Source organism: Plantibacter sp. ME-Dv--P-122b (genome assembly GCF_030209375.1).
In the GTDB taxonomy this organism is placed as follows: Bacteria; Actinomycetota; Actinomycetes; order Actinomycetales; family Microbacteriaceae; genus Plantibacter.
In genome coordinates this window covers 183,966-197,380 of sequence record NZ_JARVSC010000004.1, presented here as the reverse complement: position 1 = coordinate 197,380, position 13,415 = coordinate 183,966, and the positions used below count along the sequence as shown (strand labels likewise).

The 13,415-nt window shown below is 69.6% G+C and carries 15 protein-coding genes; 8 read left to right on the top strand and 7 right to left on the bottom strand.

Going from position 1 to position 13,415, the window contains the following annotated elements:
• Positions 1-49: 49 nt before the first annotated feature.
• A complete protein-coding gene (locus tag QRN19_RS11105; RefSeq protein ID WP_064295846.1) occupies positions 50-361 on the bottom strand; it encodes a metalloregulator ArsR/SmtB family transcription factor in 312 nt (103 codons plus the stop codon).
• 65 nt (positions 362-426) lie between these two features.
• On the opposite strand from QRN19_RS11105, the gene QRN19_RS11100 reads away from it, so the two are divergent.
• Positions 427-1,317, top strand: a complete 891-nt coding sequence (locus tag QRN19_RS11100; protein ID WP_285026981.1) for an NAD-dependent epimerase/dehydratase family protein — start codon at positions 427-429, stop codon at positions 1,315-1,317.
• Here the strand turns inward: QRN19_RS11100 and QRN19_RS11095 are convergent, their stop codons facing one another.
• Positions 1,318-2,376 (bottom strand): LacI family DNA-binding transcriptional regulator, encoded by a 1,059-nt coding sequence (locus QRN19_RS11095; protein WP_285026979.1) that lies wholly within the window; start codon positions 2,374-2,376, stop codon positions 1,318-1,320.
• 166 nt (positions 2,377-2,542) lie between these two features.
• Between QRN19_RS11095 and QRN19_RS11090 the strand changes: the two genes are divergently transcribed.
• Entirely contained in the window at positions 2,543-4,981 is a 2,439-nt protein-coding gene (locus QRN19_RS11090; RefSeq protein WP_285026977.1) for a glycoside hydrolase family 2 TIM barrel-domain containing protein, read from the top strand.
• 60 nt (positions 4,982-5,041) lie between these two features.
• On the opposite strand, the gene QRN19_RS11085 is transcribed toward QRN19_RS11090, so the two are convergent.
• Entirely contained in the window at positions 5,042-5,797 is a 756-nt protein-coding gene (locus QRN19_RS11085; protein ID WP_285026975.1) for an SDR family oxidoreductase, read from the bottom strand.
• Between the two features lie 100 nt (positions 5,798-5,897).
• Here QRN19_RS11085 and QRN19_RS11080 point away from each other — a divergent pair, with 100 nt between their 5' ends.
• Complete coding sequence (locus QRN19_RS11080; protein WP_285026973.1) at positions 5,898-6,743, top strand: helix-turn-helix transcriptional regulator; 846 nt, start codon at positions 5,898-5,900, stop codon at positions 6,741-6,743.
• 173 nt (positions 6,744-6,916) lie between these two features.
• On the opposite strand, the gene QRN19_RS11075 is transcribed toward QRN19_RS11080, so the two are convergent.
• The 3 genes from QRN19_RS11075 to QRN19_RS11065 form a co-directional block, all read right to left on the bottom strand.
• On the bottom strand, positions 6,917-7,444 hold the full coding sequence (locus QRN19_RS11075; RefSeq protein ID WP_285026971.1) for a hypothetical protein: 528 nt from the start codon (positions 7,442-7,444) through the stop codon (positions 6,917-6,919).
• Between the two features lie 106 nt (positions 7,445-7,550).
• Positions 7,551-7,964, bottom strand: coding sequence for a hypothetical protein (locus QRN19_RS11070; protein ID WP_285026964.1), 414 nt, complete (start codon positions 7,962-7,964; stop codon positions 7,551-7,553).
• Between the two features lie 42 nt (positions 7,965-8,006).
• Complete coding sequence (locus tag QRN19_RS11065) at positions 8,007-8,399, bottom strand: hypothetical protein (RefSeq protein ID WP_285026962.1); 393 nt, start codon at positions 8,397-8,399, stop codon at positions 8,007-8,009.
• 87 nt (positions 8,400-8,486) lie between these two features.
• Here QRN19_RS11065 and QRN19_RS11060 point away from each other — a divergent pair, with 87 nt between their 5' ends.
• Positions 8,487-9,056, top strand: a complete 570-nt coding sequence (locus tag QRN19_RS11060; RefSeq protein ID WP_285026960.1) for a hypothetical protein — start codon at positions 8,487-8,489, stop codon at positions 9,054-9,056.
• A gap of 61 nt (positions 9,057-9,117) precedes the next feature.
• Positions 9,118-9,930 (top strand): isocitrate lyase/PEP mutase family protein, encoded by an 813-nt coding sequence (locus QRN19_RS11055; protein WP_285026958.1) that lies wholly within the window; start codon positions 9,118-9,120, stop codon positions 9,928-9,930.
• Positions 9,931-10,143: 213 nt separating this feature from the next.
• Here the strand turns inward: QRN19_RS11055 and QRN19_RS11050 are convergent, their stop codons facing one another.
• The gene (locus QRN19_RS11050) at positions 10,144-10,776 is read right to left on the bottom strand and encodes a Type 1 glutamine amidotransferase-like domain-containing protein (protein WP_285026956.1); all 633 of its coding nucleotides are present in this window, start codon (positions 10,774-10,776) and stop codon (positions 10,144-10,146) included.
• Positions 10,777-10,883: 107 nt separating this feature from the next.
• Between QRN19_RS11050 and QRN19_RS11045 the strand changes: the two genes are divergently transcribed.
• From QRN19_RS11045 to QRN19_RS11035, 3 genes are all read left to right on the top strand, one after another.
• On the top strand, positions 10,884-11,768 hold the full coding sequence (locus QRN19_RS11045; protein ID WP_285026954.1) for a hypothetical protein: 885 nt from the start codon (positions 10,884-10,886) through the stop codon (positions 11,766-11,768).
• A gap of 172 nt (positions 11,769-11,940) precedes the next feature.
• Positions 11,941-12,840, top strand: a complete 900-nt coding sequence (locus QRN19_RS11040; protein ID WP_285026952.1) for a pentapeptide repeat-containing protein — start codon at positions 11,941-11,943, stop codon at positions 12,838-12,840.
• Between the two features lie 34 nt (positions 12,841-12,874).
• Positions 12,875-13,408 (top strand): hypothetical protein, encoded by a 534-nt coding sequence (locus QRN19_RS11035; protein WP_285026950.1) that lies wholly within the window; start codon positions 12,875-12,877, stop codon positions 13,406-13,408.
• The last annotated feature ends 7 nt before the right edge of the window (positions 13,409-13,415 follow it).

Sequence of the window (13,415 nt, the reverse complement as noted above, 5' to 3'; positions counted from 1 at the left end):
CGGCGGAATCGAACACCTTCGGGCGACTCAGCGCCGGATCGAGACCGAGCTACGCGGTCCGGCGCTTGCGGACCTCGCGCAGGACCATCTGCTCCGGACACACCGTGGACAGGAAGTCGCCCACCGACAGCGCGAGGCGCTCACCGACGAGCGAGTAGAGGATGCGGTTCGCGTCGCGGCGCTCGGAGACGAGGCCGGCCTGGCGCAGGACGCTCAGGTGCCGCGAGATGGTCGGCCCGGTGGCGTCGAAGCGTGCGGCGATCTCCCCCGCGGCGAGCTCGCCGTCCTTGAGGTCCTGCAGGATCTGCCGCCGCGTCGGGTGAGCGAGCGCGGCGAAGATGTCCGACGCTGTATCTGCCATGTTTGCAATCTAGCACAATTGCGATATACAGTTTCGCTATATTGCTAACAAGCGAAGGAGACGGCATGCGAGTGGCCATCACCGGTGGGACCGGGTTCGTCGGACGGCACCTCGCCGAGCGGCTGCAGCACGACGGGCACGAGATCGTCGTCGTCTCCCGGCGCACCGGCGTGGAGATCGACGACGTCGAAGCGTTGGCCGCCGCGTTCGCCGATTGCGACGCGGTCGCGCACTGCGCCGGGATCAACCGAGAGCTCGGTGACCAGACCTTCCAGCGCGTGCACGTCGACGGCACCCGGGCGGTCGTGGACGCGGCCGACCGCGCCGGCGTCGGTCGCATCGTGCTCGTGAGCTTCCTCCGCGCGCGACCCGACTGCGGTTCCGGGTACCACGAGACGAAGTGGGCGGCCGAGGAGATCGTGCGGGGCTCGGGCATCGCGCACACCGTCCTCAAGTTCGGCATGATCTACGGCGCCGGCGACCACATGGTCGATCACGTCACGAAGGCCGTCCGCACCTTCCCGGTGTTCGCGACCGTCGGCTACCGCGAGCGTCTCGTGCGTCCGGTGCCGGTCGCGGACGCCGTCGACGTGCTCATCGCAGCGCTCGAGGGCCGGGTGTCGGAACCGACCGTGGCGATCATGGGTGCCGAGGAACTCGAGCTGGGTGCGGCTGTGCGCCGGATCGCGCACGCGGCCGGACGCCGCCCGCTGTACATCCCGGTCCCCGTCTGGACGATCCGCCTGCTCGCGCGCGTGACGGAACGCCTCATGAAGACGCCGTTGGTGGCGAAGGCGCAGGCGCAGATGCTGGCCGAGGGCGTGAGTGAGTCCGCTCCACCCGCACCGGAACTCCCTGCGGACCTCCGTCCGTCACGCCGCTTCGACGAGTCCCGGATCCGTGCCGCGCTCCCCGTCGGTCGGTTCACCCTCGGCGACCTGCGGAGGTTCCCCTGATCAGGCGCCGACTGGCGGGTGCGGCCCCGTCGACTCGCGTTCGATGAGCGTGGTCGCGAGCTCGAGGTGGTGGGAGAACGGTTTCTCCCCGGCATGCAGGCGGAGCAGGGTGTCGACCGCTGCGCGTCCGATGTCGTGCATGGACGTGTGGACCGTGGTGAGGCGCGGGACGGTCGGCATCGCCGAGTAGGTGTCGTCGTAGCCGACGACGCTCACGTCGTCCGGCACCCGGAGGCCGGCCCGCAGGACGGTGCGCACGACCGCGAAGGCGTCGGCGTCGTTGGTCGCGAACACGGCGGTCGGCGCATCCGAGCGGGCCAGCATGCGCGCGACGGCGTCCCCGGCGGTCCCCATCCCCTCCTCGGAGACGAGGTCAGGATCGAGCGGGACGCCGGCCCCGCGAAGTGCTTCGCGGTACCCGACGGCGCGCGCCCGCAGGCCTGGATTCGCCGGGTTCCCTCCGACGAAGGCGATCCGCCGATGGCCGAGACCGAGCAGGTGCTCGACCGCCTGCTGCCCGCCGGCGGCGTGGCTCGAACCGATACTCGCGACCGAGCGATCGAGCGGATCGGGAGAGTCGACAGCTACGAGCGCGATCCCCGCGTCGAGGCAGGCGTCGACGACGTCGGCGGCGACAGGCGTCGTGACGACGATCATGCCGATCGCGCCTCGCGCCGCGACACCGTCGACGAACGCGCGGTCGAGCGCCACCTCGTCTCCGGTCGCATCCGTGGCACCGAAACCGGAACCGGGCGACAGCACCCGCGTCACGAGGTCGATGTCCGACCGCTGTGCCGCTGCCACCATGCCGTCGAGGACACGGAGGGAGTAGACGCTGTGCAGGGTGTCGAACACGACGTGGATGCTTCGTGGACCACCGGGGATCGACCGGGGTGTCGGGCGGTACCCGAGCTCGCGCACGGCCGCCTCGACCCTGGCACGGGTCGCCTCGGACATGCCCGACCGACCGTTGATCACCTTCGAGACGGTCGCGATCGAGACACCGGCGCGTTCTGCGATCGACGCCAGCGTCGGGCCCGTCATCGGTGTTCGTGCCATGGAGCCCCTCCCTCGTCCCGCAGCGGGCGGTCGTCGGTCGCGCCCAGTCTAGCGAAACAGTTTCGATTCGACGCGTTGACGACGCTCGTCTGCCCCGCCTACCTTCGAGGTCAAGGCACGTCATGCCGAAAGACTTTCGTCATCCCGATCTGCACTGGAGCATGTCATGACCACCATCCCGTTCACTGGCGACTGGATCGTCCGCGCGCCCCGAGGCCCCTTCGCCGCTGTCCAAGGCGGCGCGGACGACTCGCTGGCTGTGACCCTCCCACACGACGCCCTGCGCGACGCCGAGCGCTCGCCGGACGCGCCCGCGAAGGGCGGGGCCGCCTACTTCCCCGCCGGCGCCTTCAGCCAGGTGAAGACCTTCGAGGTCCCCGCCGAGTGGTCCGGTCGCATCGTCCGACTCGAGGTCCAGGGGGCGTTCCGACACGCGATGGTGTATCTCAACGACGAGTTCGCCGGCAATCGTGCCGACGGCTTCGCGCGCTTCTTCGTCGAGCTCACCCCGTTCCTCCGCTTCGGCGAGACGAACACGCTGCGCATCGAGACCCGTGCAGGGCAGGACTCCCGCTGGTACGCGGGAGCCGGCCTGCACCGACCGGTCCTCCTCCACGTCGACGAACCCACGCACATCGAGCCCGACGGTGTCCGCATCACGACGATCCGGATCGAGGACGACCAGGCGGTGCTCGAAGTGGCGACGACCATCGTCAACCGGGGACTCACGAGGAGTGCGCGCGTCCTCGCGACGGAACTCGCCGGCCCTGATGGGAGCGTGGTCGAGGGCGACCGCACGCCGGTCACCGTCGCGCCAGGCGGCACCGCGCTCATCCGCCAGCGGTTGTACGTGCCGGACCCGGCCCTGTGGAGCGTCGACTCGCCCGCGCTGTACTCGGCGCGGACCTCGCTCGAGGTCGACGGCCGGCCCGCCGACGAAGCGGCCGTCGTCCACACGGTCCACGGCATCCGCACGGTCACTGTCGACCCGCGCAAAGGGCTCCGCATCAACGGCGAGCCGGTGCTCCTGCGCGGGGCGTGCATCCACAGCGACAACGGCCCGCTCGGTGCAGCATCGATCGCGCGCGCCGAGGAACGGCGTGTCCAGCTCCTCAAGGACGCCGGCTTCAACGCGATCCGCGCGGCCCACAATCCGGCGTCGCCCGCCATGCTCGACGCCTGCGACCGCATCGGCATGCTCGTCATGGACGAGGCCTTCGACATGTGGAGCCGGGGCAAGACGGACAACGACTACTCCCTCGACTTCGCGCAGTGGTGGCGGGCCGATCTGGAGTCGATGGTGGCGAAGGACATGAACCATCCGAGCGTGATCATGTACTCGATCGGCAACGAGATCGTCGAGGTCGGCACCCCGCACGGCGCGATCCAGGCGCGGGAACTCGCCGAACACGTGCGGGCGTTGGACCCCACCCGGCTCGTCACGAACGGCGTGAACGCGACCCTGGCCGTGCTCGACGAGCTGGACGACATCATGGCCTCGGACCAGGGATTGAACGAGCTGATGGGCGAAGCGGGCGCGAACCTGATGAGCCTCATCGGTTCCTCCGACGCCGTCACGACGCGCACCGAGGAGTCCAGTGCAGCCCTCGACGTCCTCGGCCTCAACTACGCGGACGGCCGCTACGCGAGCGATGCCGAGCGGTTCCCGCACCGCGTGATCGTCGGCTCGGAGACCTTCCCGACCCGGATCGGCGACCTCTGGCCGCTCGTCGAGGCGAACCCGAACGTGATCGGCGACTTCACCTGGACCGGCTGGGACTACCTCGGCGAGGTCGGCATCGGTGCGACCTCCTACGCTGAGGACCCCGAGGCGAACGGTGCGCTCGAGCGCGAGTTCCCCTACCTCACCGCGTGGTGCGGCGACTTCGACATCACCGGCTGGCGGCGGCCGGTGTCGTACTACCGGGAGATCGTCTTCGGCCTGCGGTCGACGCCTGCCATCGCGGTCCTCCGACCGGAACACCACGGCCACACGATCACGATGCAGTCGCCGTGGGCGTGGAGCGACTCGGTCGACTCGTGGACGTGGCCCGGTTTCGAGGGCGCGCCGGTGACGGTCGAGGTCGCAGCCGACGCCGACGAGGTGGCCCTACTGCTCGACGGCGTCGAGGTGGCCCGCGGGCCGGTGGGCGGGCGCCGGCCGAAGCTCGCCGAGTTCGAGACCGTCTACCGGCCGGGCACGCTCGAGGCGGTCGCGTTCCGCTCGGGCGCGGAGGTCGGCCGCACTGCGCTCGTCTCCGCCACCGGCCCGACCAGGCTCGTGGCGACCGCCGACCGGACGACGCTCCGCGCGGACGACACCGATCTCGCCTTCATCGCGATCGAGCTGCGCGACGCGGCAGGCGTCCTGGTGACCGGCGCCGACCGCCAGGTCTCCGTCAGCATCGTGGGCGCGGGTCGGCTCGCGGGCTTCGGAACCGGCACCCCGAAGACGACCGAGCGCTTCGACGCGACCACGCGCACCACCTTCGATGGACGGGCGCTGGCGATCGTCCGGCCGAGCGGTTCCGGTGCCATCACGGTGACGGTGAGCGGTGCCGGCCTCGATGACGTCGTCCTGGATCTGGAGGCAGCGGCTCGCTGAGTCGCCCGGATCTGCACGGAATCAGCCTGATCTCGTGCAGATCCGGGCAGATGAGTCCGCCTAGTGCGGATCGAGGCGGTTGAGCATCGCGACCGTGTGGTCGTACTCGCCGCGCACCTCGGCGTAGCGCAGGAACTTGACGTTCTCGACCTGGATCTCCGTGGCGTCCGGCTGTGTCTCGATGAGGCCCATGACCTCGTCGGCGAAGGCATCGAGGGGCATCGCGAAGTCGCTCTCCTCCTGGCCGGGCATGAGCGCGGTCCGGACGGCCGGCGGCACGAGCTCGACGACCCGGACGCTGGTGTCCGCCAGCTGGAGGCGGATCGACTCACTCAGCATGTGGATCGCGGCCTTGCTCGCGTTGTAGGACGGCGTCACCCGCAGCGGCGTGAAGGCGAGGCCCGAGGAGACGGTCATGATGGTGGCGTCCGGACGGCTGCGGAGCTGCTCGATGAACGCACCGATGAGCCGGATGGGCCCCAGGACGTTCGTCGTGATGATCTCCTCGGCGGTCGCGACGAAGTCGGAACCGGTCCAGTCCTCCCCGCGCATGACGCCGGCCATCGTGATGAGCACGTTCAGCTCCGGGTGCTCCGCGACGACCTGCTTCGCCGTGGCTTCGATGCTCGCGGGATCGGCCGTGTCGATCCGCACGGTGTGGAGGCCGGGCTCGTCGGCTGCGATCGACTCGAGGAGTTCGGTGCGTCGCCCGCCGACGATGACGGTGTTGCCGGCTGCGTGGAGGCGTCGTGCGAGAGCGAGGCCGATGCCGCTCGTCGCGCCGGGGATGAAGACGGTGTTTCCGGTGATCTGCATGCGTCGAGTCTCCGTCGGTGACGACGGCCGCACCAGGGTCCGGCCATCCATGGATCCGCGATCCCTGGATCGCCTGGCTGCGGAGGCGGATACTGGCGGGATGGATCGCCCAGCGCTCGCCGACTTCCTCCTCCGACACCGATCGACGTTGCAGCCCGCGGACGTCGGCCTGAGCAGCGGATCTCGGCGACGGACGGCCGGGCTCCGACGCGAGGAGGTTGCACAGCTCGCGGCGATGTCGACCGACTACTACGCACGGCTCGAGCAGCAGCGGGGTCCGCAGCCGAGCACGCAGATGCTGGGTTCACTCGCGCGGGCGCTCCGGCTGAGTGCCGAGGAACGCGACTACCTGTACCGGATCGCCGGACACAACGCACCGACCCGCCTCGCAGCGACCGACTACGTCGCACCGGCACTCCTGCGCGTCCTCGACCGGCTCACCGACGCCCCCGCGCTCATCCTCTCAGCACTCGGCGAGACGCTCGTGCAGAACGACCCTGCCCGGGCGCTGTTCGGTGATGCGAGCCGGTACCGGGGCCTGGAACGCAGCGCCATCTACCGCTGGTTCCTGCACCCGGAGGAACGCGAGCGATACCCGGCCGAGGACCGGGACCGGCAGAGCCGAGCGCAGGTCGCGTCGCTCCGTGCGGCCTACGGCTCGCTGGGGGCGCAGTCGCCTGCGGGCGAGATCGTCGAGGCGCTCTCCGGGCACAGTGAGGAGTTTCGGCGGCTGTGGGCGACGCACGAGGTCGGTCGGCGCTTCGAGGACCACAAGGTGCTCATCCACCCCGAGATCGGCCCCATCGAGCTGGACTGTCAGGCCTTGTTCACCGAGGACCAGTCGCAGGCACTCCTCGTCCTCACGGCCGCACCGCACACCGAGGCCGCAGGCAAGCTCAAGCTGCTCGCCGTCCTCGGCACCCAGACCTTCGAGGGTGCGCGGTAGCGGAAGCGCCGGCCGGACGGTTCAGGCCGTCTTGGAGGACGAGCGGAGGACGCTCCGAGAAGGCCGTCCGAATCTCCGCTGGAAATCCGCTTCCATCTCAGCAACAAGGGCTCGCTCTTCATCGCTGATCGGGTCGGCCTTCCCTGCAGCGATCCGCTCGGAAAGAACGCTCTTCATGCGATCGTCTTCTGCCACGGGAACCTCCTTCTGACGGAACTCCTATTGTCCATCGCTCCCTCCCCGGTGTCCACGGCCCCTCCCGAGACGGCGTGGGTGACGGCGAGGATCATCTCGTACTCGGTTGCGGTCGCTTCCGTACGGAGCGGCTCGAGTGCTCGAATGCCGATCAGCCTGTCCACCCGATGATCCGACCGTGCCAGCGTCAGCGCCCATTCCGCTCGGTGCCACCACTGCTCGCGTTCGGCAGCCTTTCGAGTCACACGAGCCTGACGATCTGCCGCGAGGAACGCGATCCAGGCGGCGACGACGGCGAGGACACCAGCGATTCCACCGGCCATCGGCGGCCCGGACAAGACGGTTCGCCAGAACCCATCGTCGACGATGAATGGCGGGAACAGGCGTCCGACAATCGAGCCGATCAGACATCCCACTCCGGTGAATACGACACCGACCTGCCATGCGCTCAGCGCTGCGCTGCGCTGCCGAGCGGCTCTCGCGACGCCACCTCGTTCAGTGAACACAATCCGCACCCCCGGATAGAGCGTTCCAGACGGCCTGAACCGGGCCCGTCTCGTGGGGAGCTGTTCGCAGCATGCTCCGGCCCAGTGATCCTGTGGAGCGCTGTCGTCAGGCAGTTGCAGCGATCTTCCGGCGACGGCGGACAGCCCCGCCGATCGCGACGCCGACGACCCCGACGATCACCGGGACGACGAGCCCGAGGACGACGACCGCGAGAAGTGCGAGGACGAAGCTCGGCATCAGGCCGCCGCCGATCAGGTCGACCACGAGCAGCGGGATGAACGCCAGCAGCACGAGCCAGGCGAGCCCCGGCTGACGCGACACCGCGAGGATGCCGACCGCGAGCCAGACACCCGCGCCCCACAGCAGGAGGCCGAGGGCGAAGCGCCAGGAGTCGTACGCCTGGTACGGCAGGAGTTGCGGACCGGGTGCGGCCAGATCCGGGTTGCCGATCACGACCAGCGAGGCGACCACGAGGCCGACGGCGGCGAGCACGAGGGCAAAGACACCGAAGACACGCACGGCTACCTCCTAGGGGACGACGACCGCGCATCTGCGGACGGGTCAACCATACGGGCAGGGTGCCATGCCGACGGGTCGAACGCCCCGGCACTGAATCGACCGGGCAACGATCACCGCGACCAGCCCCGTCACCAGGAAGGCAATCGCCACAGCCAGTCCCTGGGTCGCCGACCAGTCCGTCGGAGGCGTCGCGACCGTGCCGCCTCCGACCATCGGGTACACGCACTGGTACCCGAACGGGAACCAGGAGAGTTCCAACGCCGGCGCCGGGTTCTCCGCGACCAGAGCACCTACTGGAGCGTCCTGACACAGCGCGCTGTCGCCGGGATACGCGTCCACCTTCACGAGGAACCAGGTCGCTGCCGCGATCAGGACCGCGGTGACGACGGCGATCGCCGCGTACACGTAGCCGAACACCACGAAGATCCGGGACATGCCCAACCGTATCGCGGTGCGTCGCGGACGAGTTCCCAGAGACGCCTCCCCCTTCCCCGGCCGTCGCGCACCGCGTACGTTCGAGGGATGAACGACGACGGACGCACCGAGACCGCCGAGCAATCGCCCGCACCGGAGCAGGACAAGCTCCTGATCGAATGGTTGGAGATCATGCACCCGCGCCTCGCGCGATTCGAGGACTTCCTCACACCGCGCGAGGTCGTCACCGACTACACGCGGGACTCGCTCGTCTCCCTCGAGCAGCTCATCCTCGACCGTTGGCCGGACCGCCATGCCTTCGCGCAGGAGCAGGACACCGATTTCAACGATGGCGCCACGCGATACATCGGCGAGACCTACCTGCGGATCGGCGGGGGCGGGTGGTTCGTGAACCACGATCCGGGGTTCCTGTACTCGGGTCGGCTCTGCATCCTGCTCGACGTCGAGATGCCCGTCCCGATCTCGCCGCTCAACCTGATCATCACGATGCTGAGCCGACGCACCGGCAACGTCCTCACGAGGATCTGGGACGGGCAGACGAAGAACGTCGCCGAGCGGCGTCTCGCCGAACCGGACTGGGAGCCGAAACGTGAGCCGTTCCCCGGCGCGATTCCGATGTCGCGCTTGAGCTCGGCCCTCACCCCTTCCACACGCTGACCCGCTGGCCTCAGCCACCCACGCGGTCGAACGGCCAGGCGAGCTGTGCTGGACTTACCTGATGACCACACCGCTCGACCACGCGCTCGCCCTGCAGGCGATGCACGTCCCCGGAGACCCGCTGATCCTTCCGAACGCTTGGGACGTCGCCTCGGCCCGCGCCGTCCTGGCGTCCGGCGCCCGCGCGATCGCGACGACGAGTGCCGGCGTCGCCTGGTCGCTCGGGTACCGCGACGGGAACGAACTGACCCGCGACGCCGCCATCGATGCCGTGCGGCGAATCGCGTCGTCGGTGTCCGTCCCGCTCACTGCGGACATCGAGGGTGGTTATGGAGCGACACCGGACGAGGTCGCCAGCACCATCGCCGCCTGCCTCGACGCGGGTGCCTCCGGCGTGAACCTCGAGGACTCGCTGCGCCCGATCGACGACCAGGAGTATCGGATCGCCGCAGCACGGTCTGCCGCCGACGACGCCGGGATCCCGCTCTTCATCAACGTCCGGATCGACACCCATCGAATCGGCGACGTCGGAGGCGACCGTTGGTTCGAGGAGACGGTGACGCGCGCTGAAGCGTATGAACGAGCCGGTGCGAGCGGAATCTTCGTGCTCGGTGCCCTCCGAGCAGACACGATCGAGCGGCTCGCCGACGCGACGACGCTGCCACTCAACGTCGCCTTAGGTCCGGGAACGCTGTCGATCAGCGGGCTCGCGGGCGCCGGCGCGAGTCGCATCAGCGCGGGTTCGTCGATCGCCGAGGCCGCCTACAGCCTCGCGCAGCAGTGGGCGACGGCGATGCTCGAGACGCCCGATGCGGCTCCCGCATCACCACCCACGCTCGGCTGGGCCGCGCTGAACCAGCTCCTCCGGGACTGAACCCGGCGGCATCAGCCGGACGCCGACCACACGTCGCGGATCGCCGCGATCGACTGCCGAATCAGGTCGGCATCGATGAAGGCCGCTCGGTCACCGCGTTCGGCAAGGCGCCTTCCGCAGGTCGACCTCCCGACCGCAGGAGCACCCGAGAGCACCAGTGGACGCATGCGGCCCGCTTACTCGGGTTGCCAGGCCGACAACCGGCCACCGCGCTCACGGACTCGACGGGATCACCGTCGCCATTGCGCCGTCGATCAGCAGCGCCTGATCATCGCGGAGCGGGACCAGCGGGTAGTCGTCGGCGTACTGCTCCAGCGTCTGGCTGATGAGCTCCGGCGGGTACGGCGGCAACTGGCCGTCGGCGTGCGGGATCACCGTTCGGTCGACCAGCGCGAGCCCGGCGAAGCCGGTGAGTGTCGGGCCGTCTGCAGGGTCGTCCAGGAGCGAGGCGGGGGTGACGTCCGGTCCGGCGATGATCGATCCGGCGCTGGAACCGATGTACGGCAGGCCCGCCTGCACGTGCCTGGTGATCACCGCGTCGTTCCCGGAGCTCCGTACTGCCTCGAGCAGGGCGAAGGTGCTTCCGCTTGCGACGTAGACCGCGTCCAGGTCCGCCAGCGTGCGGTCGAGGTCGGCAGGCGCGGTCTCGCGGACGGTGACCCGGACGACCTCATGGCCGAGGGCCTCAACCGATTCACGCTCGGCGCGGACGAAGGGAGCCTCGGCGAACGCCACCTGTGCGTCGTCGATGTACCCGAGTCGCAGCCGACGACCCGCCGCATCGACCAAGTCGGCGAGGAAGGGCACCATGGCACCCGGTTGACGGGAGAGCAGGAGGATCTTCACGGAGACACGCTAGAAGACACCGCCGACACGTCAGCCCCGGGCCGGTACCACATCACCACGAACCCACGGGATTGGACCGGCCCCCGTGGCTGTGCTGGAGTGGACGTATGACATCACCGCAGGTCCTGGACCGGGAACAGGTCCGCGCCGCCGTGGACGTCGAGCGGCTCACCGAAGAACTCGGCGCAGCGCTCCGCTCGTACACGGGCGAGGGTGCGCCGCAACGCATCCGCGTCCCGATCAACGACGACCTCACGGCCATGGTCCTCGTGCCCGGTCGCCACGAGGGCATCCCGGCCTACACGGTGAAGGTCCATGCGAAGAACCCGACCGCACGGGAGGCCGTGCACGGGACCATCCTGCTCCACGGCCTGCCCGACGGCGCCCTGTTGTCGATCATGGACAGTGGCTGGCTCACGGCACAACGAACCGCACTCAGTGCCGCCTACGTACACGACCACCTGACCGCAGCCGCGACACCGGGACCCGTGGCGATCATCGGAGCCGGCGTCCAAGGGGCGACCTTCGCACGAGCCCTGCGGCGTCGACGGCCCGCCGTCGGGTTCCGGATCCACGACCCGGACGCCGCCCGAGCCGAGTCACTGCGGGCCGAGTTGGGCGAGGGCTCGACGGTCGCGGCGACGGTCGAGCAGGCGTTGACGACGGCGACCTCGGCGATGACTGCGACCTGGGGACGCCGGCCGGTCGCCGAAGCCGCGGCGCTCGCGGCCTGCGAGCACATCACGGTGCTCGGCATGGACGAACCCGGCAAACGCGAGCTTCCCGAGGAGACCCTGGCGGGTGCGACCCGCTACGCCGACGACCCCGCACTCGTCGAGCCAATCCTGCAGCGATCGACCACACCGATCAGCCGGGCGCTCCGAGGCGAGCGTACCGTCCGGTCCGCGCACGACCGCACCGTCTACCTCGCCGTCGGCCTCCCGATGCAGGACTGCGTCGCAGCCTGGCACGTGCACAATCGGGCGGGGTAGCCTGAGCGCAGTGAACCGTTCTTCCGCTCTGTGACCCAGAGGCCTTTCAGCGACACCCGTTCGCTCCTCCCACGAGGGGCGGTGATTTCGTGCGCCCGGAACGGGAGCTCCCTGCGGAGTTCCCCTGCACCCCGGCCCCCACTCGAAACCACTCCGGAAAGAACACCCACGCATGACGTCCATCGACGCTTCCTCCACCCCCGCCGACGACCGCTCGGCGCTTCGCGCGAACTGCGCTGACTGCTTCGCGCTCTGCTGCACCGCCTTCGGGTTCCAACGATCGACCGACTTCCCGATCGACAAACCAGCGGGAACGCCCTGCCTCAATCTGGCGGACGACTTCTCCTGCACCATCCACGAGTCCCTGCGCCCACGAGGATTCCGCGGGTGCACCGTCTTCGACTGCTTCGGCGCAGGCCAACTCGTGTCGCAGGAGCTCTTCGGCGGCACGAGCTGGCGGGAACGCCCCGACACGAGCGCCGAGATGTTCGCCACGTTCTCCGTCGTGCGCCAGCTGCAGGAGATGCGCTGGTACCTCGCCGAAGCCGCCGAGCGGACGGCCGCGTCAGACCTGGCGGTGCACATCGGCCGGCTCCGCACCGGGATCCAGCGGATCCTCGACGGTGGCACCTCCGAGATCCTGGCGTGCGACGTCGAATCCCTCCGCGCTGACATCCGGCACCTGCTGATCGACGTCAGCGAGGAGGTGCGCGGGGGCTATCTGGCCGGGGCCGACGCCGAGCCGGACGACGACCTCCACCCCGCAGCAGACCTGGCCGGTCGCGATCTGCGCGCTCGTCGACTGTGCGGATCCGATCTGCGCGGGGCGATCCTCATCGGCGCGGACCTCCGCAGAGCGGACCTGGCGGGCGTCGACCTGCTCGGTGCCGATCTCCGCGGCGCACGCCTCGACGGAGCCGACCTCTCGGCCGCCCTGTTCCTCACGCAGATGCAGCTCAACGCAGCCCAAGGTGACGACGCGGCGCTCCTCCCGGCCACCCTCGACCGGCCGGGGCACTGGACGACGGCGCGTCGCGCCTCCTCTCCGACAGATGGGGAGTTGTCCCCGTAGGCCTCGGGCGGCCGTCCCCGATACCGTCGATGACATGATCCGCATGCACCGCACCCTCGCCTTGACCGCCCTCGTCGCAGCGACCGTCGGAATCGCCCTGACCGGGTGCTCGAGCCCGCAGCAAGCCCCCGACGACGCCCTGGCGCTCGGCACGGGTGTGGCCGTCGAGGTCGGGACGGGCGTCGAGATGTCGTTCGCCATCGACGACGTCCGGGAGGGGAAGCTGAGCGACCTCGCCGAGATGGGCGTGCAGTCGACGCCGTCGGACGAAGGGAAGACCCCGTACTTCGTCACCTACTCGGTCACGCTGACGGACGGCGACGTCAAGGACGCCGACCGCTCCGCACTCCCCGTGCCGACGACGGACGAATGGAAGCTCAGCGGCACGGGCAGCTACCAGCCCATCAAGGTCCTGGGCCAGTTCGACTGCACCCCGGACGGCAACGCGACGGCCGGGGTGTCCCCCGACGCCCCGCTCGTCGCCTGCCAGGCCTTCCTCGGCGACAAGGACGCCCTGCCCACGGTCATCGAGGTCAAGGACCTCGGCACCTGGTCGACCAAGGACTGACCACCCG